The organism is Chloroflexus sp. (assembly GCF_034434295.1).
Classification (GTDB): domain Bacteria; phylum Chloroflexota; class Chloroflexia; order Chloroflexales; family Chloroflexaceae; genus Chloroflexus.
This window is the reverse complement of the sequence record NZ_DAOTZQ010000115.1, coordinates 14,843-40,311: the sequence shown is the minus strand read 5'-3', so window position 1 is coordinate 40,311 and position 25,469 is coordinate 14,843. Positions and strand designations below refer to the sequence as shown.

Genomic DNA, 25,469 nt, shown 5'->3' with positions numbered 1-25,469 from the left:
GGCATGCCGTGCCCCTACAACTCCTGGTCAGTAGATCGTGCCGCCGTATAACATGTACTCTTTACTCGTCCCTCATCATCCAGCGCCGCTGCAACTCGTGTAACACACCCTGTTCCTTCAGCCGATCCAGTGCACGATTAATTTCGCTTTCCAATTGAAAAGCTACCGCCGGCATAGCCAGCACATACGGCTCATAGCTGAGAGCGGAAGCAATCCGTAGATCACCGGTCGCCAAGGCCCCCAATGCGGTAACGTGGTCGAGAATAATCGCATCAACTTCACCACGCTGCAATGCCTCGATCAAGGGATCGGCTTCATCAGTAGTATAGCGGTACAGCGGCGTTGTCTGGGCGAAGCGATACGCCAGCGCATCACCCTCACTTCCCAGTACCACACCGATACGTTGCCCGCGCAGATCAGCAAGACCAGTGATGATGCTGTCGTTTCTAGTCAGTAGCATCAAGCCCCCATCGAAGTAAGGTTGAGAGAAGCGTGCACGGTACCCCTGCTCTGGTGCGTAAGGCAAAGCCGAGGCAATCAGATCGGCCTGACGACTGGTTAACTGGTCGTAGAGTGCATCAAACCCACTCCGTATGAACACAACCTCAAACCCTAATTCGTCAGCCAGCGCCGTAATCAGATCGATGTCAAACCCCACCAGCCGGCCATCTCGCTCCTCGACAAAAGGCCGGTAGCCGGCATCAACCGCTACCCGCAACACTCCCCGCTCGCGGAGATCGGCATAAACCGGATCAATGGCAGTCGTGCCAGTTTTCACGCTGCAGGCCAGCCAGCCATAGGCCAGTAATACAACTACTGATAGACCATCAAGCCATCGCCGCCAGTCGCGCCACTGCATTTCCTTAACGCTTTCTCATTTTTTTCGCCTTGACCGAATAATACTCTGTCGGTATACTTCATTATAAAGCTACTGTATCAATCATGGCCTATTCCCCATTGTAATTGCTGTCGTCATACGCAGTTATTACGTCAATTCAGAAATGGGAGTCGCGCATGGCAATCGAGCCTTACCGCCCAACCTCTGATTCCTCCGCTACCAATCGCGAACAAGAGCTAGAGAAGAAGATCGCCAAGCTCTTCGAGCGCTGGAACTGGAAGCTATTCCGTTTCTTGCGAGCGATGATCTTTCTAGCGATTGGCATCTGGCTGGCGGTTAATCTCCTACCGGGCATCTTCAACATCATCGTCACTGGCGAAATCGGCAATCTTATCTTGCAGATCATCCCGGTAGCCGTTTACCTCTTCTTCTTCATCGGCTTTCAGTTCTGGCTCATGTACTTCTTTATGGCCCGTACCCGTATCTACTGGGTCAAGCCGGGAGAGACTGGCGTGAGCTTTAAGGATTATCGCGGTAATCCAGAGGTACTGGAAGCGGCTCGTCGGGTGGTAACCCTATTGAAAGGTGCCAAAGAGTTTAAGCAGATGGGTGGTGAAGTCACCCGTGGTATTCTGCTGATTGGCCCACCCGGTACCGGGAAGAGCTATCTGGCGCAGGCTATTTCGACCGAGGCCGGGGTGCCATTTGGGTATCTGAGCGCACCCTCGCTACTCTCGGCCTGGATGGGTATGGGCAATATTAAGGTGATGAATCTGTACCGTAAAGCTCGCCGTCTTGCCCGCGAGTACGGTGCTTGCATCCTCTTTATAGATGAGATTGATGCAATTGGAATGGCGCGTAGCTCAAATTTGATGGGGACAGGGGCTATCGGTACTGGGATGAATAATCGCGAGAATGTAGTGATGGGAGTTGGCGGTATGATGGGTGGCGGTAGCAGCCTGCTCAACGAGTTGCTGCTCCAGATGGATCCACCGCCACAAGAGCAGACCTGGTGGGGTAAGCTGCTGCGTTTAGTCGGTTTACGCCGTGGTAAGGCAGAGATGCCGCCAGTGCTTACAATGGCAGCCACCAACCTTGCCGAGACGCTCGATGCTGCACTGCTCCGTCCCGGTCGCTTTGATCGCAAGATCGCGGTTGAGCCGCCCGATGCCGATGGGCGCCGCGAGGTGATCGAGTACTATCTGAGCAAGGTGAAGCACGAGCCGATGCCCATTGATCGAATGGTTGCCGACACTATTGGCTACACTCCGGTTGCGATCAAGTACGTGATCAATGAGGCAACCATTCATGCGCACTTTGACGGTCGGGCTGCAATCAATTATTGGGACTTCACCCAGGCGCGTGAAATTCACGAGTGGGGCTTGAAGCAGCCGATTCGCAGCATGTCGTATGAAGAGAGGCGCCGCATCGCGTATCACGAAGCGGGTCACGCCTATGCCGCTGTGAAGCTGTTGAAGAAAGAGCGACTCACGAAAGTGACCATTGTCCGTCACGGCAATGCCCTTGGCTTCGCAGCATGGAAACCGGAAGAAGAGATTCATACCCGTACCCGCGAGGAGTTGCTGGATCGGATCAAGATTTCACTGGCCAGCCGGGCTGCGGAAGAACTCTTCCTCGGCACTCAGATGAGTGGGGTAACCGGTGATCTACAGAGTGCGACCGGCATTGCGGCGATGATGGTCGGTGCGTATGGGATGGATAACAGCTTCTTCTCATACCTGCTCTTTGGGATGCAGGGCTTGTCGGCACCTGATGTCAAGCCACGAGTAGAAGCGATTCTGCAAGAGCAGTACCGCATCGTGAAGCAGATGCTCGAACAGAATCGCATGGCGGTGATTGCTATCGCCGAAGCGCTGATCTTGCGTAACGAGTTGACCGACATCGATGTGAAGGAGATTCTGGCACGGGTGGAGGCAGAGCATCCTTACCTGCCACCGAATGAGAAGCCTGAACGACCGGCCTTCGGCTTTGCCGCTGCCCTGTCGCGCTCACAGACCACGCTGGTACGTCGTCGCCGCGAATCGGTTGTGTTACCAGCACCAGAACGGCCTGCACCGGAGATTACGATCATTGATGCTCAGCGGCACAGTGAAGCCGATGGTGAGATACCGCCTGCTCCGTCTGCCGGGTAATAATTTACGCTATCGTGTGGTGACCAGGCGGGGCGATGGACATTCGCCCCGCTTTGTGTTGTATAGACCATACCACCACCGCAGCCGGTATAGGTATCTGTCCGCACACCCCTGCGTTCCATGGAAATATCCACCTGCCGCGTTGGCATTGCCGCCACCCCCACCCTCGCCCGTCCCCGCTGGGGCGGGAAGGGCCGGGGCCGGATGGCGCCGCTAGCGCGAGCTGGTGCAGAGGGGCGATACTCTGGTGGACGTAGACATAGCTTGCCGCACCCAGTAGGGTGCGCACCGGAGGCGCACGCTCCCGGCTGTCTCTCCAGGGGGGGCGCACCGGAGGCGCACGCTCCCGGCTGTGCTTGTGCACCACTCCACGCTCCACGATACTGACATAACCTCCCACAGATGAAGCTGATAAGTTAATCGTTGCAGTGTCTATCCTGTTACCGGATCGTCGCGCAGTTTCGTGTATAATCGGCGTATCTTTGACTTAACAACCAATGACGTAGAGGAACGATTATCTATGACCGATACCACAACCACAACGCAAGAACTCTTACGCCAACGTTACGGCAATAATATTCCACCATCTATCATCAGTACCCCAATCATCGACCTGTTACTGAGTCACCGTTCCGTGCGTTCGTACAGTAACGAACCGCTGCCGGAAGGCACGCTTGAAACCATGATTGCAGCGGCCCAATCTGCGGCCACATCATCAAATCTCCAGACGTGGAGCATCGTTGCGGTAACCGATCCCGAACGTAAGCATCGCCTAGCGACTCTGGCTGGCGATCAGAACCAGATTCGACGGGCCCCGCTTTTTCTGGTCTGGCTGGCCGATCTACACCGCATTGCCCAGGCGGCTGATGCCACACGAGGGGCTTGACTACCTTGAAATGTGGCTGGTAGGTGTGATAGATGCGGCCCTGGCAGCGCAGAATGCTGTCGTCGCCGCCGAGTCGCTTGGCCTCGGCACCGTCTACATTGGCGCGATTCGTAATCATCCATTGGAGGTAGCGGCTGAATTACAGCTGCCGCCGATGGTGATGCCGGTGTTTGGGATGTGCGTGGGTCGCCCCAATCCGGCGCGACCGGCAGCGATTAAACCACGCCTGCCCCAGGATGCGGTACTTCACCGGGAAGTCTACCGGCCAGAGCAAGTACTGCCGGCTGTCGAACGCTACAATGCGACAATGAGCGCCTTTTACACTGCCCAACAGATGAATGTAGAAGGCGATTGGGTCGATCACTCGGCGCGTCGGGTCGCCGGGCCGCACACGCTGTCGGGGAGAGATGTCTTGCGCGAGGTGTTGCATCGACTCGGTTTTCGGTTGAAATAAGACAACTTTACGCATAAGTACGCTCTTCTCCCGCTGTACCGTCTTTGGTACAGCGGGAGATATGTTATACTTTGAATAGGTTTAAACAGATTTAACAAGACTCCTATGAGCGACAAGGAAACAGCAACCTATCTCTCGCTGTCGGCAGCAAGTAAGCTACTCGGCGTGCATGCCTCAACCCTCCGGCGCTGGGCCGACGAGGGCGCCGTGCCGGTGTATATCACGCCGGGTGGACACCGTCGTTTTGCCCGCGCCGACATTCTGGCACTGGCCTCACGCCGGCCATTACCATCGCAATCGCTTAGTAGTGTTCTGGCCAGCAAAGCATTGGCCCAGACCCGTAATGAACTGACTCATTCGTCGTCAGCACCGACCTGGATGCACGCGATGAGTGAGCAGGAACGGATGGTATGGCGACGGGTTGGTCAGCAATTGATGGGTGTTGTGTTGCGTTACGTCAGCACCCACGACGAACAGAGTCCACTCCTTGACGAGGCACGGGTGATTGGTCACAGCTATGCCCGCCTGGCCCGTGCGGCAGGACTGCCGTTGACAGATGCGATTGCCGCAGCTCTCTTTTTTCGGGACTCGCTGGTTGAGGCGGCAATGGATCTGCCTGAAGAAGCTCATGTACGCCCCTCGGAGAGTGCACGGCTACTACGACGTATCAGTCGTGTGGCTAATGAAGTCCAACTGGCTGTTGTGAGCGGATATGAAACAACAGAGGAGTGAAGTGTGGAACCGACGACTGAGCAACGATTGAATGTCCCACGGACTCTCAAGCTGGGTACTTTTCATATCGGTTCATCGTTCATCGATTTGTTGACATCAGGGGTTCTCAATCGAGTTCTGATCACTGACCTGGCATTGGCTGCGACACCGGTCGCCCTCCTCTCGGCGTTGCGCTACCTGCTCGCACCGCTCAGCATCTGGGCCGGCTATCGCTCTGATCTGCGCCCGCCAGGCACCTTACGCCGGCTCCCATTCATCTGGGGAGGGCGCTTGCCAATGCTGCTCTCACTACCTTTATTACCGATAGTGACGGCTCTGCTGGCAACCGATGCCGGATCGGTTGCCGGGTGGTCATTAGCATTTTTGGCCTTTCTCATTTACGGTGTTGGAACACTCATTTCAGGGAGTACCTATCTCAGTCTGGTGCGCGATAGTGCACCACCGGCCCGGCGCGGGCAGGCGCTGGCGATTGTGCAGGTTTTTCTGGTGATCAGCTTCCCGGTGGCCGGTGTTATCTACGGTCGTTTGATGCCGGTGTATGATCAGGCCAGTTTCTGGCGACTGGTGTTGATCGGGATGAGCATTGCCTTTGGCTTTATTGCCTTTGCACTCTGGCGGGCTGAACGACCGATCAGTGCGGTTGAGACTGACCCGACCCCACCTGAGCCATTCTTGCCCCTCCTGCGGCAAATGTGGTCTGATGTGCGTGCGCGACGCTTCTTTCTTTTCCTCGCCCTGGGTGCAGTCAGCGCCTTCGCCCAGGATGCGGTGCTCGAACCGTTTGGGGGCGATGTATTCGGGCTGGACAATGGTCAGACAACGCGCTTCAATGCCTACTGGGGCATCGGTGTGGTGATCAGCCTGCTGGCAACCGTCTACTTTACCCGTCGTCGGGCAGCCCACGAGCAGACTGGGGTGGCAATGCTGGGTCTTGCTCTGACTGCACTGCCCCTCTTCCTGTTGAGTGTGCTGGCGATCACCGAGTGGCAGGCGCTGCTGATCCCGGTACTGGTTATGTTTGGACTGGGGTTTGGCATCTATACGGTCGGTGCCGTCTCGCTGCTGGCTGCAATGACGACCGAACGCCACGCTGCGGCCTATCTTGGCCTCTGGTCGATGACCCAACTTCTTTTCCGGGGTCTCGGCATCTTCGCCGGCGGTGCAGTACGCGATGTTGCGCTCTGGATCAGCGGATCGCTGCCGTTAGCTTACGCCAGTGTCTTCCTGCTGGAAGCAATTGGTTTACTGGTTTGTATAGTCATTTTGCAACGGGTTGACGTGCCCGGCTTTGCCCGTGGTGAAACCAGACCACTGGGTGCGGCATCTGCGCTGGCCGCCGCCGACGGGTAGAGGGTAGTAGTCGGTCAACACGTTGGTGTCGAGGCGTAGGGGCGACGCATGCGTCGCCCCTACGATGCTCGCCGGTAGCCACCTGGAAACGTTTCAGCACGTGAATTACACCTGAACGATGCACATTGTTGTGTGAGATTTGATCTGCGACGGTGGGGAAGGCCGCCAGTCTGCGCTCGTGTATTTCGGTCAGCAGGGGGGCGGATCGGTACGGGTACGCGCTGCGACCCGTGTTTGCGCAAGAGTACGGCTGGCGCGGCAGCGTGGCTGCCGCACTCCAAACGCTGCAACACGGGTAACCTGGTCGGGAAGCTGCATCCACGCCAGTACGTGATGGCATTGGAGATGGTCGTTAACACTCCTCGCTGCCATACCGGTAGACTGTGAGCATGATATACTGTCGTTAATCATTGGCAAGGGTTCATGTGCCTGTGCGATGGTCGGGTAGCACGGCCACACAATTTGTATGAAATACGTTTTAGTACATTACCTTCACGACAAACCTATGCGCTTTTTTTTACTTCTGATACTCGTGTTCGTTGTGACCGGCTGTGGCAGTGCAGCACCACCAGTACCGACCCGCTCGGCAGTGGAACTTCGCCAGACCCAGGTGGCCTTGCAAGGTTTGCCCACCGTCCCCCCGGCCCCAACTGAACTGAGCCGTCCAACACCTACTCCTGCGCCACCCGTTGATCTGGTCGAACTGTTGAAGCTCACCGACGACGATCCACGGGCAATGGGGGATCCGAACGCACCAGTGCTAATGATCGAATTTACCGATTATGAGTGTCCATTTTGTGCCCGCTTCGTTAGTGAGTCGCGCCCCCGGATTGTGCGCGAATTCGTTGAAACTGGCGTCGTCAGGCTCGTTGTACGTGACTTTCCACTGACTTCGATCCACCCTTCGGCAGTACTGGCAGCCGGCGTGGCCCATTGTGCCGCTGCACAGGGGCAGTTCTGGCCGGTGTATGAGATGCTGTTTCAAACCCACAGTGTTGAGTGGGGCGGGGTGCCCAGACGTGACCGGGATGTGCTGATCGAGCTGGTCGGAGAACTCGGTGTGGATACAGCGCAATTGCGTACCTGTCTCGATGATCCGGCGACTGAGACGACTGTTAATGCTGAGGTTGAGACGGCTACCCGCCTGGGGATTAACTCAACGCCGAACTTCATCATTAACGGTCGGATTGTGCGTGGTGCGTTGCCGTTCGAGAGTTTTGCCAGTCTGATCCGACGGTTGGCCGAACTGCCGTGAATCTGCCGCATTGATCCCTCTCTGGATTGGCAGGGGCGAACAGGTGGCCGGCGTGTGCTATAGGCGAACGGCAGAAGGACGGGGAAGAGATGTGTCTACACATCAAATACACAACATACGGATGCGAGACCTGGACGAGTAGCGTTCGTTGTCTGGCGTAGTGTGGTATCATCATCAGCGATAACGCGCTCAATCTACCCGTCACGTTTGATAGTAACAAGGAGTAGTACTTCCTATGCCACGCTTAAGCGAAGCTGAAATTGCCGAACAGTTGGCTCAGCGACCCGATTGGAGTCTTAAGAACAACGAGATTGTCCGTACCTTTCGGTTAGCTAATTTTCCGGCGGCGATTGCGTTTGTGACCCACGTTGCGTTTCTGGCCGAGGCTGCCGGCCATCACCCCGACATTGATATTCGCTATAACCGGGTGCGCCTGGCGCTCACTACCCACGATGCCGGCGGGTTGACCGAGAAGGACTTTGCGTTAGCCGCTGCGATTGACGAGATTCTGGGCTGATGCCACTCGTGACGACAATAGCCGGCGATCTGTTTGTGATGCGGCGGGGGACGAGCGGGGTGCCGTTGATCTTTGTCCACGGTGCCGGGGGGAGTGGTCGTCATTGGGGCCGGTTATTTACCCTGCTACCGCCAACAGTTCAGCTCATCGCCGTTGACCTGCCGGGTCACGGTCGGTCACCACAGGACGACCTCATCACGATTGAACGCTACGCAGAGCAGATCGTTGCGCTTCACCTGGCACTTGCCCTACCACCAGCCCTGATTATCGGTCATTCGATGGGTGGCGCGATTGCCTTGCAGCTCGCAATCACGACGCCGCAGATCGTTGCCGGTCTGGGTCTGATCGGCAGTGCTGCCCGTTTGCGAGTTGCTCCTGCGCTGCTCGATGGGTTGGCCGGCGACGAGGCTACCCGCCAGGCAACCATCACAACACTGGTTACCTGGCTCTTTAGCCCTGCTGCCGATCCAACACTCTTTGCCGAAGCCAGTGCCGAATACGCCGCACTCGACCCGGCGATCCTGCTGGCCGACTTTCAGGCGTGTGATGGGTTCGATGTGCGGAACCGGCTCGGAGACATTCACTGCCCGGCGTTGGTGATTACCGGCAGCGACGACCGCCTTACCCCGCCCAGGCTCGGCGCCGAACTGGCAAGCGGGCTTGGCGTGCCACATCATCTTCTGGCCAATGTCGGCCACATGCCAATGTTGGAAGCGCCCGATCAGCTAAGCGAGCTGCTGCGTGAATGGCTGACAATGCTTGCTTGAGGTGAACAGCTCGCGTAGAATGAGATATAGCGGTCAGCGCAAGCGCAAATACGAATGAAGGAGGCGATCATGGAGTTCCAGCTTACCGAAGATCAGCAGATGCTCCGCGACATGGTGCGCCAGTTTGCTGAGAAAGAGGCCAAACCAACTGTCGCTGAACGTGACGAACATGCCCGCTGGCCTGCCGAATTGGTGCGCAAAATGGGTGAACTCGGCCTGATGGGTGTCGCGGTCAGCGAAGAGTACGGTGGCGCTGGCATGGATTATGTCTCGTATGCGATAGTGATTGAAGAACTCTCGCGGGTTGATCCGTCACTGGGTGTGATCGCCTCGGTGAATAACTCGCTGGTGTGCTACGGGATCGAGAAGTTCGGCACCGAAGAGCAGAAGCGTGAGCTGCTGGTACCGCTGGCAAGTGGGCGTATGCTCGGTGCATTCTCGCTCAGTGAACCGGGCGCCGGTTCGGATGCCGCAGCCCAACGAACAACCGCTGTGCGCGATGGCGACTATTACATTATCAACGGCGTTAAGAACTGGGTCACCAACGGTGATCACGCCGATACCATCATCTTGATGGCGATGACCGACCCCAGCAAGGGTACGAAAGGTATTACCGCATTTCTGGTTGACACTCACGCCCCTGGTTGTCGGGTAGTCAAAGTCGAGAACAAGCTCGGCATTCGCAGCGCACATAGCTGCCAGATGGCGTATGACGACTACCGCATACCGGCGTGGCGGCGGCTCGGCGAAGAGGGTCAGGGTTTCAAGATTGCGATGACGATTCTCAACGCCGGTCGCATCGGCATTGCGGCGCAGGCGGTCGGGATTGCGCAGGGCGCGTTCGAGGCGGCACTGGAGTACAGCAAAGTCCGTGAGCAATTTGGCAAACCGATCCACGAATTTCAGGCCGTCGGCTTCACACTGGCCGATATGGCAACTCGCATCAAAGCGGCTCGCCTGCTCACCTACGAAGCTGCCTGGCGCAAAGATCAGGGGCTTGATTTCATCAAAGACGCCTCAATGGCGAAGCTCTTTGCTTCCGAGACGGCGATGTGGGTGGCGACGAAGGCGGTGCAACTGCACGGTTCAAACGGTTACTCGAAAGAATATCCGGTGGAACGGTTCTTCCGTGACGCGAAGATTACCGAGATCTACGAAGGGACAAGCGAGATTCAGCGCCTCGTGATCAGCCGCGAACTGGTGCGCTGATCAGAGCAGACGGCGGCGCTGCGTCGCCCAACAGGAGTTATGCGTCTCATTCTTGTACGACACGGCGAGACGCCGTGGAATCAAACGCTACAGTATCAGGGTCACGCGCCGATACCGCTCAACGAGCGTGGGCGCGAACAGGCCCGACGGGCAGGTATCCGATTGGTTCGGCGCGGGGCAGTTGCACTGTACAGTAGCGATCTGCCCCGCGCCTGGGAGACAGCCGAGATTATTGGGGAGCACATCAATCTGCAACCGGTTGCCATGCCGGACTTACGCGAGATTGATGTCGGGTTGTGGGAAGGGCTAACCCCCGACGAACTCTATCAGCGCTTCCCCGACCATATGCGCGAATATGATCGCGACCCGGCACGAACTGTGCGTCTTGGCGGGGAAAGTTATGCCCAATTGCAGGCAAGGGTGCTGCGGGCGTTTGCCCAGATCGAGGCCACGCACCGCAATGGTGAGACGATCATTGTAGTTTCGCATGGTGGCTCAATTCGCGCCTTGTTCTGTCACATCATCGGTCTCGATCTGGCAAACTTTAGCAAATTATGGCTCGACAATGGTTCGTTGAGCGAAATCGTCCGCGGGCGAAGTGGCTGGCGGCTAATACGGATGAATGATGTCGCCCACCTTGAGGATCTGGTGGCGGAAGGCGGCGAGTAAACGTATGAGCGGACGAACCACTGCTAACGAACATGATCTGTTGTCGGCAAACATTCGAGCACTAGGCGATGCACTTGGCCGGGTCATTAGCGGTCAACACGGTAGCGAAGCACTGGCACTGGTGGAACAGGTGCGCCGGATGGCTAAAGACCTCCGCAATGCGCCGACCCACACCGATCCACAGGCACTTCGCCAATTGATAGCCGATCTGGAAGTGCCGCAATTACGCAGTCTGGTCAAAGCATTCACGCTCTATTTTGGATTGGTCAATCTGGCGGAAGGGGTTGAACGTCTGCGCGTTTTGCGGGCGCGCGATCTGCGCCAGGCACCGGCCCCCCGTGCTGAGAGTATTGCCGACGCTATCGAATTGCTCAAGCGTCACGGTGTACCGGCGCCTGCGATCCAGGAATGGCTGGATCATGCGCTGATTATGCCGGTGTTGACGGCGCACCCAACCGAGTCGCGCCGGCGCACGATCCTGATCAAACTGCGGCGCATTTTTGATACGCTGGTCGATTTGACATTTGGCGAGCGGTTGGTCTTACCTGCCGACCGGCAGGCCGCGCTTACCCGCATCGAGCGGGAGATCGTTGGGTTGTGGCAGAGCGATGATGTGCGTAATCGGCGACCATCGGTGCTCGACGAAGTGGAGAATGGACTGTTCTTCTTTCAAACCGTCCTCTGGGAACTCCTACCGCACATCTATCGTGAGATGAGCGATGCGCTGCAAGCAGCGTATCCCGATCATCCCTGGCGTCTGCCGCCATTTTTGCGCTTCGGAAGCTGGATGGGTGGGGATCGCGACGGTAATCCCTTCGTGACGCCAGAGGTAACGGTTGAGACGGTACGGCTGATGCGGAGCGCCATGCTGCGTTATCTGATAGATTGCCTTGATCGGCTGATCACCGATTTGAGCCAGTCGGTGCAGCAGGTGAAGGTGGACACGGCGATCATTGATCGCATCGCTGAATATCGCGAGTTGATGCCAGATGCAGCAGCGGCGCTCAACCCGCATTATCGCTGCGAGCCATACCGCCAGTTGTGCCATTTTATTCAGTCCCGGCTGCACAATACCCTTCAGTACACGTTGAACTACACGCCCCGTTGGGGAGTTGATCCACCGCTTACACGGCAACCCGACATCTACTACCACAGCCGCGAACTGTTAGACGATCTCGACTTGATCGATGCCAGTCTGCGCAATAACGGCAGCACGATAATCGCCGAGGGTCTCTTGCGCGATGTACGAACGCTCGTAGCAGTTTGCCATCTGCACACGGCTACCCTCGACGTGCGCCAGCACGCCAGCCGGCACACAGCAGCTCTGAGTGAAATCCTGGCCGCTGCCGGTGTGGTCAACGATTACGAAGCACTCGACGAGGCCGAGCGGATTGCGGTGTTGAGCGTGGAAATTCACCGACCGCGCCCACTTACGCCCAGCCGACTCAGCCATTTCAGTCCGGCAACTGCGGAAACTATTCACACCTTCCGTGTCATAGCGGCAATCAGCGAACAGCTCGATCCCGAAATCTTTCAGACGTACATCATCTCGACCACCAGTCAGGTCAGCGATCTGCTGGCGGTGTTGCTGCTCTGTCGCGATGCCGGTCTGTACCAACCCGGTCAGGCCAGTCAGTTGCATATTGTGCCGCTGTTTGAAACGGGTGACGACCTGCAACGCGCACCGGCACTCCTGGATGAACTGCTCCGGTTGCCGGTGTACTGTGAGCATCTGGCGCTACGCGACAATCTGCAAGAGGTGATGCTCGGCTATTCCGACAGCAACAAAGAGGGTGGCTTTGTGGCTGCGAACTGGGCACTCTACCGGGCACAGGTGGAACTGACAGCGGTCACCGATCGGCACGGCGTCCGCTTGCGCCTCTTCCATGGCCGCGGAGGCGCTGTTGGCCGTGGTGGCGGCCCTGCCGGACAGGCCATCCTCGCTCAACCACCCGGCACACTCCACGGCCAGATCAAAGTTACTGACCAGGGCGAAATGATCTCAGACCGTTATCTCGATCCGCGAACTGCCCATCGCCACCTCGAACAGGTGGTTAATGCCGTGTTGCGGGCGGGCTTTCCCGGCATGGCACGGCAGCCCGAACCAACCTGGCTGGCCGCGATGGAGGAGATGGCAACCACGGCACGCGCTGTCTACCGGCAACTGGTTTACGAAGACCCTGATTTTCTGATCTATTTTCGCAGCGCCACACCGGTAGCTGAATTCAACCGGCTACGCATCGGCTCACGTCCGGTCTCGCGTCGCAAGAGTGATCGGATCGAAGACCTGCGGGCCATTCCATGGGTCTTTAGCTGGATGCAGAGTCGGCACACGATTCCGGGCTGGTTTGGTCTGGGCAGTGCGCTAGAAGCATTTGTTGCAGCCGATCCGCATCACCTTCATCTGTTGCGCACCATGTACCAGCATTGGCCCTTTTTCACCACGCTGCTGGATAACGCGCAGATGATCATGCTGAAAGCCGACATGAACATTGCCCGCACGTACGCCAGCCTGGTGCCGGATCGTCATCTGGCCGAACGCATCTTTCAGCGGATCGAGAGCGAATTCCGCCTCACCGAACGCATGATCTGCCAGATTACCGAACGCAACGATCTGTTAGCCCATCAACCGGTACTCCAGCGGGCGATTCGGCAGCGCAACCCGTACATCGATCCACTCAGCTTTGTCCAGATTGAACTGCTCCGCCGATTGCGCACCGCTCCGCCCGAAGAGCAGGGCGAATTGGAAACGGTTTTGTTGATGTCAATCAACGGCATTGCTGCCGGATTGAAGAATACAGGCTGATGCATACCAAACGGCTCGACACCTCACCCGCTGCAATTGCCATGGCCGGCGAACTCCTCCGGCGTGGCGAACTTGTCGCCTTCCCAACCGAAACGGTCTACGGGCTAGGCGGGCATGCGCTCGACGAGCGTGCCGTAGCGGCCATTTTTACCGCGAAGGGGCGTCCGGCGAATGATCCGCTGATCGTTCACATCGCGGCAGCCACCGATCTCCCGCTGGTGGCTGCGACAGTTCCACCACTGGCCAGCAGGCTGGCAGCAGCCTGCTGGCCAGGCCCACTCACGCTCATCGTACCGCGCCATCCTCGTGTACCGCTGACAGTGACTGCCGGACTTGAAACGGTCGCGGTACGGGTACCCTCACATCCGATTGCCCAGGAGCTGCTGCGGGCTGCCGGCGTACCGGTTGCCGCGCCGAGTGCCAACCGCTTTGGACACACCAGTCCAACCACTGCCGATCACGTGCTGGCCGATCTCGATGGACGGATCGCGGCGGTGATTGATGGTGGGGCCACGCCGATAGGCATCGAGTCAACGGTACTCGACTGCACTACCGATCCGCCGACACTTTTGCGCCCTGGCGGGATTAGCCTTGAAACGTTGACCGACCTGATCGGCGAGGTGCAACTCCGTTCACAGCCCACTGCCGATGAAGCGCATGGCCTGACCGCGCCCGGTCTCCTCGAACGCCACTATGCCCCCGATCACGAATTATGGCTGTTTAGTGGAAAACCGAACTCTGTTCTCGCCCGGTTACGCGCCGAAACCGAAGCAGCGCTGGCCCGTGGACTGCGCGTTGGTCTCCTTTTACCAGAGGAAGACCTCGCGCTGATGCACGACTTACCGGTTGAGCGGGAATCGCTCGGCCCAACTTCTGATCCGGCGATCATTGCCCGGCGGCTATACGCCGCGCTGCGGGCGCTTGACGAACGCCAGCCTGATCGCATGTTCACCCGCGATCTCGACGAAGCCGGCCTGGGTCGCGCCCTGCGGGATCGCCTGCGCCGTGCGGCGACGCGGGTGATTGTGGTTGACGAAGAGGCGGGAAAACAGTAAAATACGAAATAATGTTCTTATATTTTGTAGCAAGGCTGCGACGCTATGGACAACAACACAACACTCATCCTGGGTGATTGTCGCGACGTCCTCAAGGATATACCAGACAATTCGGTTGATCTGATATTTACATCACCTCCCTACGCTGATCGTAGAAAAAACACCTACGGTGGTATTCATCCTGATAAGTACGTAGAATGGTTCTTGCCAATCGGTCGGGAGTTATTGCGTGTTTTGAAGCCGGATGGCACGTTTATCCTGAATATCAAGGAAAAAGCAGAAAACGGCGAGCGCCATACATATGTCATTGAACTGATACTTGCCCTGCGACAACAGGGATGGTTGTGGACAGAAGAGTTTATCTGGCACAAGAAAAACTGCTACCCCGGCAAATGGCCGAACCGTTTCCGAGATGCCTGGGAACGACTACTACAATTTAACAAAACAAAACGCTTCAAAATGTTTCAGGAAGAAGTGATGATTCCGATGGGACAATGGGCAGATAAACGGCTCAGGAATCTAAGCCAGACAGATCTGATACGTGACAACTCACGGGTAGGGAGCGGTTTCGGCAAGCGAGTCGCAAACTGGCTAGAACGGGAGATGGTCTATCCAACTAATGTCCTTCATCTGGCGACGGAGACAAAGAATCGACGCCACAGCGCGGTATTTCCAGAGGCACTCCCGGAGTGGTTCATTAAACTCTTTACCCGCGAAGGAGACATGGTACTTGATCCGTTTATGGGTTCCGGTACCACGATCAAAGTCGCTCGACGCATGAATCGGCGTGCAATAGGTATCGAAATAGTACCTGAGTATTTTGCTCTGGCCGAGGAAGAAATTGCTAAAGAAGCACCGCCTCTCTTATGAGCAATACCCTTTTACTGACAGACATCAGACAATATGTCCAGGAACATATCGGCAAGTTTCATGAAGCCAGGCTTAATAGTCTGCGAAACCTGGAGCTAGAGCAGATCTTGAGACGCAAAAATCCATACCTTTTTCGCGCAAAGAATATTTTAGTTGCATCTGATCTTGTTCGTTCTCTGCTTGATGCACATCTCTCTTCACAAGAAGAGACAATGTTTGGTGAGTTTTTAGAGGGATTGGCAATTCACATTTGCAAACGTACATTTAATGGCAAAAAATCTGAACGACCCAGCATTGACTTAGAGTTTCAAACCGGGAATGAGTACTACCTGGTATCTATCAAGTCAGAGCCGAACTGGGGAAACGCCGATCAAATTCGCAAGATGCGCGAGAACTTTCAGGCAGCAATTGCAGAGATTCGGCAATCACAGCCTGAGCTTCAGATTTTTGCTGTGAATGGATGCTGTTACGGTCAAGATACAGGGAACAAGGGAGATTATCAAAAGCTGTGTGGTTAGGCTTTCTGGTCATTTATTTCAGGTGGTGTGGAAGAATTGTATACGCAAATTATCGAACCACTAGGATTTGAAGCAAAAGAGCGAAATGAAGCATTTCATCGGGCTTACGCTACGATTGTAAATCAGTTTACGCAAAGATTTATTGAGAAGTTCTGCAACGATGGTGAAATAAACTGGGAACTCCTGGTTACATTCAATTCAGCCCGCCCTGCATTGAGAGAACGAAGGCATCGGTACTCCTAAACATCTAGCCTGTTCCAAAAAACATCTCCTATTACTGATCGTCTCCATGATTGTGACGAGTACGCACAGCATCCTCGTGACCGGCAGATCAATGGCATGACGCGCACCGGATCATGAGCACGGCTGCTGCGGCAGCATGGCTGCCGCACGCCAAACGCCGCGCTACGCGTATGACGCGCGGGCAAGGCAACCAATCCAGCGCGTTATGGCACGGCTTGAGCTTCTCTCTGCCAACGGGTCGGGAACAGGGTAGGCTGTCCCGGTACGCATGTTGTCCCTGTGATTCGAGGGTAAACCACTTCGCCCCATACCTGATCGCGAGTACGGCTGGCACGGCAGCGTGACTGCTGCACTCCACCATACCACGAGACTCGAGTAATCCTGTCTGGCAATGGTATCCTCTCTGATATGCAATCCCACTGTGCCCATGGCAGAAAGATCGACACTCTGCTTCCGCGCTCAAGTATGATGCCAGAGTGATCATCGGATCACATGTTATGAAGTCGCTTGCACCAGATTTGATACTAATAAGCGGTCAGGGGTGCGACTGGTTAATCATATTGACCTGAAGATAGCCGGTGTGACACGCGACCGACGTAGAGCAAGGTTGGAGCGGAAACCTGGCTCCCGCACGCCAGCGACTCAACACGCGCATCATGGAGCGCGAACGATGTTCAGTCCAGCGCGTGACTGGCTCAACGTCAATTCTCAACCCGCCACACCCTCACGTCGCTCAACCCTACATTCAGTAACCACTTTCCATCGGGACTAAACATGAGGGTACCCAAGCTAATTGGGCTGCCGCTCAAGATGCGTTTTCGCCGACCATCGGCAGGATTGCGCAGTGCAATGGTCTGGCGCGGCGGACCTGGCTCGAAAAACGAGATGCTATCGTGAGGCGGTTTTTGGTTGGGAGTTGCCAGCCAACGACCATCAGGACTAATCGCCACGTTCATACTAAAGATATACAACTTTTCCGGCGTAATATGATCTTTTAGCACTTCGGGAAAGGTTATTTCATACGCGAGTTGCCAGGTTGCAGTGTCGTAGACACGGATAAACTTACCACCCAGGACCAGACGAGAACCGTCGGGACTAAACGCAATGCTCCCGCCTGGCCTGGGCTGGATTTGCCGGCTAACGGTACGTTGTGCGACATCAACCAGCCAGACACTGGCATTGGTACCAACAACCAGATGTTCACCATCAGGGCTAAATGCAAGTGCTGCGACGAACGTCGCGTCAGGATCAGCGAGCAGGATTGAGCCAATCTGCCGTTGATTCATTACGTCCCAAAGCTGTACCTCCAGGTCCTGACTGTGGTTCGACTCACTGACAGCAAGGATAGATCCGTCAGGAGAAAAAGTCAGGCTCATTGGAGATATATGCTCACCTCGCGGCCAGCAATTGAAGGTTGCTCGCCGTTCGCCGCTTACAGGATCGTACAGCCAGACTGTACCCCAACTACCGATAGCGAGCAGGGTGCGATCTGGGTGCAAAGCGAGGTAACCACCGACCGGTAGAGTCTGAAGCACCTGATTGTCTGGAAAACGCCGGAACGTTGTCTGCCTGTCGTCTGCAACAGCGAGTAGATCATTGCGCAGGAATAACGCTGAGCGAATATTAGTAAACTTCCAGACAAAGGCCGGTTGTTCTTCGCGTCTGAACCAGAACATGGCAAAGCCACCCAATCCACCTATCAGCACACACGCCAGCCCGACGATGCCAATCAGTACCAGAAATCGTCGCATAGACCCCTCTGGGCGGGAAATGGCAGATGCACTGCCTGAGCCGAACAGTCGCTGAAGGGGGCAGTGATTATTCACCGGCCACCCTTCTCAATACCAAAAAAGCGATCACATCAGCTACCCGCGCTCGCCAGGCTGCTTCGTTGTGCGCTGCACCCGGAAACTTGCGCGTCAGCCAGTCATGCCCGTAACGATAACCAGCCTGCTCCAGCAGGCGATCCATACGCTGCTGGAAGGGTTCATATTCTGCATCTAACCCGACCGTTCCATAGTCGAAATAGAACCGATGGCGACCGGCAGGCGGCAAGAGGGCTGCCAGTTCATCGACCAGCAGATTACCACCAGCCGGCCAGTGGGTCGAGAGACATCCGGCGCCAGCAAACAGATCGGGGTATTGGCACACCCCGTAGAGCGATATCAAGCCGCCCATGCTCGATCCCATCAAGAAGGTATGTGAGGCATCGGGTAAGGTAGGATAGTGGCGATCAACAAACGGTTTCACCTCTTCGACCAAAAAGGAGAGGTAGGCATCAGAGACTGGTTCGCCACCCATACGTTCAACAATGCTTTCCCAGGCTCGCGTCTGCCGGAGAGCAGCAAAAGGCTTTTGCGGCGCATACTCGCGCCAGCGCTGATCGGTACACCAGACCCCAACGACAATCGCACCGGGCCAGTTGTAGGTGGCGCGCAGGCGCTCGATGGCCTGATCAACCGCCCAGACTTCACCATCGGCGCGAAGTGCCGGATCGAAGAGATTTTGTCCATCGTGCATGTAGATGACCGGTAGCGGTTGATCACCGGTTGCTGCCGGAAGCCAGACATCGACCGGACGAGAAGTGACGTAGCAACTCTGAAGATCGAGATGACGGTATAGTGGCATAGAACATCTTCTTTCTCGGCCAAAGCCTATGGAAGGAAACTACTCCGCTGATCAGCACTCAGTTGATAGGTAAGGATACCATCAGTTCGCGTACCGATCCATAGCAGATTTGAGTGGTCTACCGCCAATGCCAATGGCTCGGCACCGGTAAAGCCAGAATTGCGCGGCAGATAGGAGTACCATTCGCGCCCATCGTAACGCAACAGAAAGCCGCCCGTTGTCAATGGTCGGGCTGCTCCAACCCAGATCTCGCCGGCAGCAGTTTCGAGCAGTGTCGTGATGGTCTGCGCCGGTAGCCGACGATTGGCAGTGGTCAACCATTCCCAGCGCGTTCCATCCCAACGCGCTAGCCCTTCGCCCAGCGTGGCCGCCCATACCACGCCGTGTTGATCGATCAGAATTGCCGACACCCCAGCACCGGCAAAACCGGCTGTCCGTTCAAAATGTTGCCAGGTGTCGTAAGCCGGTAGATAGCGACTCAGCACACCGATCCCACCAAACCATATCGCGCCGGATGGCTCGACAGCAAGCGACAGCACCAGCCCCCCACGGGCGGCCTGCGGCAACCCTTGCCAGCGACCATCAATGCTACGCACCATACCACCGGCATTCGTGCCGACCCAGAGGGTACCATCCGGCGCCGCCGCAACTGTACGAACCAACAGATTCGGCAGCTCCGGTAAAGCTGGCGTTTGCCACGTCCAGTCGTCATCACCCTGTACCAGAGCCAGCCCCCGATCACTTGCTACCCATAGACCGGCAGTCGTTTCAGCCAGGGCATAGACCTGTCCCAGATCCAGATGGCGCCATCGTGGCGGATCTTCGCTCACAAGGGGCGCCTGCCAGATGGTCAGACCAGCTTCCCCACCCAACGCAACCCGGCCATCGCGCAATGGCTGGATCGCGTACACCGGCCCTGGCGGAAGACCACCGGTTGTTGGAGGGATTGAACGCCACCCAATACTGCCGACGGTCACCATAATCAATGCACTGGCATACACCGTGCCGATGAACCCGACCAGTAAGGCGAGTGCAATTAATGCCATGCGGGGCGGGCGCAGCGCCATGATGGTGCTCCATCCCCAGTAGTCATTAAGCTGATACAGCCAGGTCGCGAAACGCGACAGCAGGGGTGCGGCCAGCAAGACAGTTGGCGTAACCAGCGTCAACACATACTGCGGCCATTTCGTCGGCCAGAGCAGCAGGATAAGGACGCCGCTCAGGAACCAGACAACCAGGTAACGACGCTGGGGATCGCACCAGGCCATCGGCAGCGCAAGACAGGCCAGCAGCGTGAGCCACGGATCGGGACCGGGGAAGAAGAAAACCTCTGGATGCCAGCCCACAGCCGGTGCCGTCGCCAACCAGATGAGCGGCTGATACCAGGGATAGCCGGCAGCCTGCACCTCGCTCCCCTGCGTGTACGCCGTCCAGAAACCGGCCATAGCGATCAGGCGTTCCAACGGCTGCCGCCAGAGCGTGGGATTGGCCGCGACAAAACTCAGGAGTGCAATCCCGACCAGCACAGGTAAGCGTCGCGCCTGACCACGCTGAATCAACAACATGATCATTGCCGGCGCGGCAATGATGGCATAATTCATCTTGGCAGCGGTCGCCAGCCCCCAGGCAACCGCTCCCAGCCACCACCAAATGCGCTGGCGAGCAGGCTCCAGGCGTGAGGCGTATTCCCACGCGCCGACGGCAGCAATCGAGAGCGCCAGGGGCAATGCTTCGAGGTATGCCTGTGCCGTGTACTTCACCGTAAGGGTGTGGATTGCCAGCAAACCTGCTGCCAGTGGGCCGGCAGTGAAGGCCAACAGCACAACCGCAATCGTCCCCAGCAGAGCGGCCATCAGGCGCACCACGTAGAGAACTGTGGTTTGATTCGCGGCTTCACCAAGCAGTAACGCGCCACCAGCATACATCAACTTATGTAATGCCGGATGCTGACGATTACCGGGATAATCGATCACACCTGCCCAGTCGCCCTGGCGCATGAGCGTCGCATAATCAAGGGCAGCACCAACATACACCGGCTCATCGAAATCAACCGGCAATGTTAGTACTGCCCACAAGCGCAAGAGAGCGGCCAGGACGATCACGCCGATCAGCCGGCCACGAGACACACCGGAACGCACGCTGATTTATCCCTTTACACCACCGACCGTTAATCCCGACACCAGGAAGCGCTGGAGCATCAAAAAGACAATAATGGTCGGCAGGATAATCAACAAACCACCAGCCGCAAAGTTCCCCCACGGCACGCTCTGGCTATTGGCGAGACTGAACAGGCCGGGAACCACCAGCTTCATGCTATCGGGTGCCGGTACCAGCACCGAGGCGAAGATAAAATCACCCCACCCGGCCAGAAAACCGAGCAGTGCGGTAACCGCCAGTGCAGGACGGGCCAGGGGCAATGCGATTAAGATAAACGACTGGATCGGACCACAGCCATCGATCATCGCCGCTTCTTCCAGCTCAATCGGAATGGTATCGAAATAGCCCTTCATATTCCAGGTACTAAAGACGAGGGTGCCGGTTGTATAAGCCAGAATAAGCCCTTCGTGCTTGCCATACAGGCCCAACGCCGTCAGCAACTGGGCAACCGCAACCAGACTCAACACACCGGGGAAGGTCTGAATCGCCAGCAGCAAAATCAGAGCAAACTCGCGACCGTAAAACTTAAAGCGCGAAAAGGCAAATGCGGCCGAGGTAGTAATGACCAGCGAGGCAACCGTCGTCACACCGGCCACATAGATGCTATTACGCAACCACGTCAGGAGTGGCCGGTCGAAGATCATCGCCCGATAGTTCTCGAACGTCCATTCCGTGGGAATAAACATCCCGAGTAGATTGAGCGTGTAGAGGCGATCACCGGTACGACCAGAGGCGAGAAAGGCAAACCAAAGCGGATAGACCGCAAACAGCACGCCGAGAATAAGAATGGTGTACTGCAACACCAATACCGGTCGAGAAGGCTTGCGAATCATGACTCGTAGGCCCCTTTCGTGATGCGCGTCAGCCGGAGACTATAGAGGGTTGCCGTAAACAAGAAAATGAACAGAATGACGGCGAAAGCTGTCGCATTACCGTAATTCTGGGTTTGGAAAATCTGCTTGTAGGCGTACACAATCACAAACTCTGTCGCACCGGGCCGACCGACCTCATTTACCGGCCCACCCTGAGTGATTGCCCACACCGTACCGAACATCTGAAATGCGGTGATCGAGGTGAGGACGGTTGCTGGGAGTACTGCCGGACGGATTAGCGGTAGGGTAATGCGGGTAAGCTGCTGCCACCAGGAAGCGCCATCCAGCTCAGCCGCTTCGTACACATCGCGAGGAACCGCCTGCAGCGCACCCAGAATCACAATCATAAAGAAGGGATACGAAAACCAGGTATCAACCAGCACTACAATCGCAAACGCACTGACCGGATCACGGAGCCAGGACGGGCCGGTGATACCAAAGATCGCTAACACCTGATTGAGGGTCCCCTGTTCGCGGAAGAAGAACTGCCAGATCAGGGCCATCAGAATCGCAAGCGAGGATGCAGCCCATGGCACAAAGAGCAACACCCGAAACAACGTGCGACCGGGGAGATAGTCACTGTTCAGGAGTAGGGCAAAGGTCAGACCAAGCAGAAAACTGAATGGCACCCGTGCAATCACAAAGAGCAACGTGCGGAAGACCACGACCACAAAATCGCCACTGCGCATCAGCGTCTCATACGCATTAGCGACATTGATAACCGCCGCCAGAATAAAACCCAGCACCAACGCTCCCAGCCAGACAATCGACGGAGCAACCGGCGGTTCCATCATGCGCTGCAAACGTCGGTTCACGAACGAAGCGGCGATCAGAGGCACAAAACAGAGGGCAATCGCAGCAATCGCCGATAACGCCTCTGGGGTAAAGAGATTACCGATCAGATTCGCATAGTTCGCAAAAAGAGGGTCTTGTAACCGGTACGGCTGCCCCAGACCAACCGGTGCGCTGGTACGGAATTGCGGCCAGCACAACGGATCGAGAATACCGGTCAGAAACACTTCACAATCGGGGTTAGGGCGAAAACGATTACGATTGGTAAACGAGGTATATACACTGAGCAGAATAGGGTAAATATTGAACAGCAGAATACCAATGATAGTGGGACCGGTGAAGAGCAGAATGGTGAGCACTTTGCGGCGATTAGACCACGAGACCATGGGCGTACCTCACTGGAAGCAACCGGCAGGCCAGTCATCGGCTACCGGGCGCCCAACCGGCGCAGCGGGTGTAGTGAGTGAGCCGGACAGCGTGGTCCGGCTCGTGTTGTTGATAACGACGGCGTTCAAAAGGGGTGAGCCCCTGCTCACCCCTACACGGAAGGTTTACTTCATCTGCATAATTGCAGCTTCAATTGCCTGCTGGGCAGCAGCCAGCGCATCAGCCGGCGACTGCGCACCGGTCCAGATGGCAACACTTGCCTCACCGACCGGACCCCACTGGGCGGAAGCGAAGGGGGTGTTGGCCATCGGCACACCCAGATTGAGGGCGGCACCAAAGCCGGCCAGCGTGGGCAGCGCGGCGACCTCGGGGTTCTGGAGCGCTGCGGTTGCTGCGGGCACCGTCTTGTTGGTCAAGGCCAGCTTCGCCTGCACCTCGGCGCTGGTGAAGTACTTCATAATATCGAGCGCCACCTCAGCATTGCCGCGCTCAACTGCATTGCGGGTCAGCATCAGGGTCTTGATACCGACGAAGGGCTTGCCCAGCGGCAGAATGCCGTAATCAACACCATCCTGCTCGATACCGGCAATCGCCCACGGGCCGGTCCACCACATAGCCGCCTTGCCTTCAGCCAGAGCAGCCTTGCAGATGTCGTAGCTCTGCTCGCTGAACGAGACTTTGCTCATCTCGGCCAGCCACTCGCCACCCTTGATCATCTCCGGCGTGTTGACGTAAACATTGCCCTCATCGTCAACATAGCTCGGCACACCGTAGCCGAAGTAGATTGGAGCGACGTGGTACGCATCGTTACCACCGAAGCCCTGGTTGCAGACGAAGGTCTTGTCAGGGTTGGCAGCACGGAAATCTTTCGCCATCTGCAACAGCTCATCGAGGGTGGTCGGCAACTGCATATCGCCCACCACTGCCTTGTTGTAGATCAGAGCAATACCCTCTTGGGTCTCCGGCAATGCCCAAATCTTGCCCTGCCAGATCACACCATTGACCGCAGCCGGCTCATAGGTGCTGCGCAGGAAATCCTCGGTGATGCCGTAATCGTTCAGCGCGACGATATTGCCAACCAGTGCCTGCTGTCCGATCTGGTCATTCGCCCAACCGATAATATCGGGGCCTTCACCGGCGGGGATCGCCACATTCAACGCATTGCTGACATCTTCCGGCTTCGAGAGATCGATCTTGACATTCGGATTGGCGGCTTCATAATCGCGGAAGGCCTGCTCAATCGCAGTCAGATACGCACCATCCCACTGATGCCAGATACGAATGGTGACCTGTTGAGCGGAGGGAGCAGTGGTGGGCTGCTCGGCGGGAGCGGTCGTCGGCTGCTCAGCGGGGGCCGGAGCAGTCGTCGGCTGCTCGGCGGGAGCCGGAGCGGTGGTCGGCTGAGTGGCGGTCTGGTTCGAACCACATGCCGCCAAAATCATCGCGGCGGCAAGGAACAGAGCAATCAAAGCACGCTTCATTGCACTCACGGTTGTACTCCTTGACTGTGTCTTCTACGACAACAGCACGACAACGGAAATCTGGAATAACGAACAAGTAGACATATCCATCGAAAAAGCATTACACCCGGTACGGTAGAGACAAACCACCTCCTTTTTGCGCACAATCATGTCAGATCATTGTGTGCAGCAGGAGCAAAACCGTATGGTACCGAAGCAAGGTGTGTTACCGCACCGATGGCAGCAACTGAGAGTCTGAGTACGGTTTTGCCCTGCCACTAATAGTTGTGTCTGACATTGTTTTGTTTACAACCTTTTCGCAAACAACTATACACCACTCTTGCTGTGCTGTCAAGTAGGTGCCATGAAATTATACCGCAAAATGATCAGCGGAGACGGGTGAGGATGGGGAGGTGAGCACAGAGACGCGGAGAGCACAGAGGAAGACCCGTTGTTGGGTAATTTTGCGGTGTGTGGTTTAGAGAGAGCAATACGACACAATTGCGCTGTTCGGTGTTACAACGAACGCAGGGTAGATGGCGACCTGTAGCACTGTCCAAATGGACGCATCGCTGCTCATCAGGCAGTGAGGGGTACCTCGCTCCAGGGGGAGGCTTCCCGTCCGCGATCGTCTATCACCTGTACCTCTGCATGTTGTTCATGCGACCGTACGGACGCTGTGACCAGCCCTTTAGCATGAGCACGGTTGGCGCGGCAGCATGGCTGCCACACGCCATACCACACGACTCGGTCAACGCTATCTGGCAATGGTGTCCCCTCCGAGCAACAACGCTAGTGCCAGGCTTTCGCGTTCAGGTGTAGAACCTGTTTTAGAAAACATCTCCTGGAAG

At 56.6% G+C, this 25,469-nt stretch carries 18 protein-coding genes and 2 pseudogenes; 13 read left to right on the top strand and 7 right to left on the bottom strand.

The genetic code is table 11. The features are described from left to right. Positions 1 to 61: 61 nt before the first annotated feature. The gene (locus VAE57_RS15815; protein ID WP_322822822.1) at positions 62 to 859 is read right to left on the bottom strand and encodes an ABC transporter substrate-binding protein; all 798 of its coding nucleotides are present in this window, start codon (positions 857 to 859) and stop codon (positions 62 to 64) included. A 155-nt stretch (positions 860 to 1,014) separates the two neighbouring features. Between VAE57_RS15815 and VAE57_RS15810 the strand changes: the two genes are divergently transcribed. The 13 genes and pseudogenes from VAE57_RS15810 (at position 1,015) to VAE57_RS15745 (ending at position 16,322) form a co-directional block, all read left to right on the top strand. Next, on the top strand, positions 1,015 to 2,991 hold the full coding sequence (locus VAE57_RS15810; protein ID WP_322822821.1) for an AAA family ATPase: 1,977 nt from the start codon (positions 1,015 to 1,017) through the stop codon (positions 2,989 to 2,991). Between the two features lie 520 nt (positions 2,992 to 3,511). Further along, positions 3,512 to 4,331: pseudogene (locus VAE57_RS18825) on the top strand (NADPH-dependent oxidoreductase). Between the two features lie 105 nt (positions 4,332 to 4,436). Beyond that, complete coding sequence (locus VAE57_RS15795; protein ID WP_322822818.1) at positions 4,437 to 5,063, top strand: helix-turn-helix domain-containing protein; 627 nt, start codon at positions 4,437 to 4,439, stop codon at positions 5,061 to 5,063. Positions 5,064 to 5,066: 3 nt separating this feature from the next. Further along, the gene (locus VAE57_RS15790; protein ID WP_322822817.1) at positions 5,067 to 6,413 is read left to right on the top strand and encodes a BCD family MFS transporter; all 1,347 of its coding nucleotides are present in this window, start codon (positions 5,067 to 5,069) and stop codon (positions 6,411 to 6,413) included. Between the two features lie 505 nt (positions 6,414 to 6,918). After that, positions 6,919 to 7,668 (top strand): DsbA family protein, encoded by a 750-nt coding sequence (locus VAE57_RS15785; RefSeq protein WP_322822816.1) that lies wholly within the window; start codon positions 6,919 to 6,921, stop codon positions 7,666 to 7,668. Between the two features lie 235 nt (positions 7,669 to 7,903). Next, positions 7,904 to 8,185 (top strand): 4a-hydroxytetrahydrobiopterin dehydratase, encoded by a 282-nt coding sequence (locus VAE57_RS15780; RefSeq protein ID WP_322822815.1) that lies wholly within the window; start codon positions 7,904 to 7,906, stop codon positions 8,183 to 8,185. Further along, entirely contained in the window at positions 8,185 to 8,952 is a 768-nt protein-coding gene (locus tag VAE57_RS15775) for an alpha/beta fold hydrolase (protein ID WP_322822814.1), read from the top strand. The genes VAE57_RS15780 and VAE57_RS15775 overlap by 1 nt, the downstream gene beginning before the upstream one ends. A gap of 69 nt (positions 8,953 to 9,021) precedes the next feature. After that, the gene (locus VAE57_RS15770; RefSeq protein ID WP_322822813.1) at positions 9,022 to 10,161 is read left to right on the top strand and encodes an acyl-CoA dehydrogenase; all 1,140 of its coding nucleotides are present in this window, start codon (positions 9,022 to 9,024) and stop codon (positions 10,159 to 10,161) included. Between the two features lie 39 nt (positions 10,162 to 10,200). After that, positions 10,201 to 10,830, top strand: a complete 630-nt coding sequence (locus VAE57_RS15765; protein ID WP_322822812.1) for a histidine phosphatase family protein — start codon at positions 10,201 to 10,203, stop codon at positions 10,828 to 10,830. Between the two features lie 4 nt (positions 10,831 to 10,834). After that, positions 10,835 to 13,636: a phosphoenolpyruvate carboxylase gene (gene ppc / locus VAE57_RS15760; RefSeq protein ID WP_322822811.1), complete on the top strand. Its 2,802-nt coding sequence runs from the start codon at positions 10,835 to 10,837 to the stop codon at positions 13,634 to 13,636. After that, the gene (locus tag VAE57_RS15755) at positions 13,636 to 14,691 is read left to right on the top strand and encodes an L-threonylcarbamoyladenylate synthase (RefSeq protein ID WP_322822810.1); all 1,056 of its coding nucleotides are present in this window, start codon (positions 13,636 to 13,638) and stop codon (positions 14,689 to 14,691) included. The genes ppc and VAE57_RS15755 overlap by 1 nt, the downstream gene beginning before the upstream one ends. A gap of 45 nt (positions 14,692 to 14,736) precedes the next feature. Next, entirely contained in the window at positions 14,737 to 15,561 is an 825-nt protein-coding gene (locus VAE57_RS15750) for a site-specific DNA-methyltransferase (RefSeq protein WP_322822809.1), read from the top strand. Beyond that, positions 15,558 to 16,322: pseudogene (locus VAE57_RS15745) on the top strand (PmeII family type II restriction endonuclease). Before VAE57_RS15750 ends, VAE57_RS15745 begins: the two are co-directional and overlap by 4 nt. 701 nt (positions 16,323 to 17,023) lie before the next feature. Here the strand turns inward: VAE57_RS15745 and VAE57_RS15740 are convergent. From VAE57_RS15740 to VAE57_RS15715, 6 genes are all read right to left on the bottom strand, one after another. After that, complete coding sequence (locus tag VAE57_RS15740) at positions 17,024 to 18,073, bottom strand: hypothetical protein (RefSeq protein WP_322822808.1); 1,050 nt, start codon at positions 18,071 to 18,073, stop codon at positions 17,024 to 17,026. Positions 18,074 to 18,140: 67 nt separating this feature from the next. Continuing rightward, positions 18,141 to 18,950, bottom strand: a complete 810-nt coding sequence (locus VAE57_RS15735) for an alpha/beta hydrolase (RefSeq protein ID WP_322822807.1) — start codon at positions 18,948 to 18,950, stop codon at positions 18,141 to 18,143. 26 nt (positions 18,951 to 18,976) lie between these two features. Then, a complete protein-coding gene (locus VAE57_RS15730) occupies positions 18,977 to 21,088 on the bottom strand; it encodes a transcriptional regulator (protein WP_322822806.1) in 2,112 nt (703 codons plus the stop codon). A 6-nt stretch (positions 21,089 to 21,094) separates the two neighbouring features. Next, the gene (locus tag VAE57_RS15725) at positions 21,095 to 21,940 is read right to left on the bottom strand and encodes a sugar ABC transporter permease (RefSeq protein WP_012259004.1); all 846 of its coding nucleotides are present in this window, start codon (positions 21,938 to 21,940) and stop codon (positions 21,095 to 21,097) included. After that, positions 21,937 to 23,157 carry a sugar ABC transporter permease gene (locus VAE57_RS15720; protein WP_322822805.1) on the bottom strand — a complete coding sequence of 407 codons (1,221 nt, stop codon included), beginning with the start codon at positions 23,155 to 23,157 and terminating at the stop codon, positions 21,937 to 21,939. Before VAE57_RS15720 ends, VAE57_RS15725 begins: the two co-directional genes overlap by 4 nt. A 165-nt stretch (positions 23,158 to 23,322) precedes the next feature. Continuing rightward, positions 23,323 to 24,639, bottom strand: coding sequence for an extracellular solute-binding protein (locus VAE57_RS15715; protein WP_322822823.1), 1,317 nt, complete (start codon positions 24,637 to 24,639; stop codon positions 23,323 to 23,325). Positions 24,640 to 25,469 lie beyond the last annotated feature (830 nt).

What these genes read in the sequence shown, in the direction of transcription:
- VAE57_RS15815 (WP_322822822.1), bottom strand. Translation starts at nt 859, where the DNA reads ATGCAGTGGCGCGACTGGCGGCGATGGCTTGATGGTCTATCAGTAGTT.
- VAE57_RS15810 (WP_322822821.1), top strand. Translation starts at nt 1,015, where the DNA reads ATGGCAATCGAGCCTTACCGCCCAACCTCTGATTCCTCCGCTACCAAT.
- VAE57_RS15795 (WP_322822818.1), top strand. Translation starts at nt 4,437, where the DNA reads ATGAGCGACAAGGAAACAGCAACCTATCTCTCGCTGTCGGCAGCAAGT.
- VAE57_RS15785 (WP_322822816.1), top strand. Translation starts at nt 6,919, where the DNA reads ATGCGCTTTTTTTTACTTCTGATACTCGTGTTCGTTGTGACCGGCTGT.
- VAE57_RS15780 (WP_322822815.1), top strand. Translation starts at nt 7,904, where the DNA reads ATGCCACGCTTAAGCGAAGCTGAAATTGCCGAACAGTTGGCTCAGCGA.
- VAE57_RS15775 (WP_322822814.1), top strand. Translation starts at nt 8,185, where the DNA reads ATGCCACTCGTGACGACAATAGCCGGCGATCTGTTTGTGATGCGGCGG.
- VAE57_RS15770 (WP_322822813.1), top strand. Translation starts at nt 9,022, where the DNA reads ATGGAGTTCCAGCTTACCGAAGATCAGCAGATGCTCCGCGACATGGTG.
- VAE57_RS15765 (WP_322822812.1), top strand. Translation starts at nt 10,201, where the DNA reads ATGCGTCTCATTCTTGTACGACACGGCGAGACGCCGTGGAATCAAACG.
- ppc (WP_322822811.1), top strand. Translation starts at nt 10,835, where the DNA reads ATGAGCGGACGAACCACTGCTAACGAACATGATCTGTTGTCGGCAAAC.
- VAE57_RS15755 (WP_322822810.1), top strand. Translation starts at nt 13,636, where the DNA reads ATGCATACCAAACGGCTCGACACCTCACCCGCTGCAATTGCCATGGCC.
- VAE57_RS15750 (WP_322822809.1), top strand. Translation starts at nt 14,737, where the DNA reads ATGGACAACAACACAACACTCATCCTGGGTGATTGTCGCGACGTCCTC.
- VAE57_RS15740 (WP_322822808.1), bottom strand. Translation starts at nt 18,073, where the DNA reads ATGCGACGATTTCTGGTACTGATTGGCATCGTCGGGCTGGCGTGTGTG.
- VAE57_RS15735 (WP_322822807.1), bottom strand. Translation starts at nt 18,950, where the DNA reads ATGCCACTATACCGTCATCTCGATCTTCAGAGTTGCTACGTCACTTCT.
- VAE57_RS15725 (WP_012259004.1), bottom strand. Translation starts at nt 21,940, where the DNA reads ATGATTCGCAAGCCTTCTCGACCGGTATTGGTGTTGCAGTACACCATT.
- VAE57_RS15720 (WP_322822805.1), bottom strand. Translation starts at nt 23,157, where the DNA reads ATGGTCTCGTGGTCTAATCGCCGCAAAGTGCTCACCATTCTGCTCTTC.
- VAE57_RS15715 (WP_322822823.1), bottom strand. Translation starts at nt 24,639, where the DNA reads ATGAAGCGTGCTTTGATTGCTCTGTTCCTTGCCGCCGCGATGATTTTG.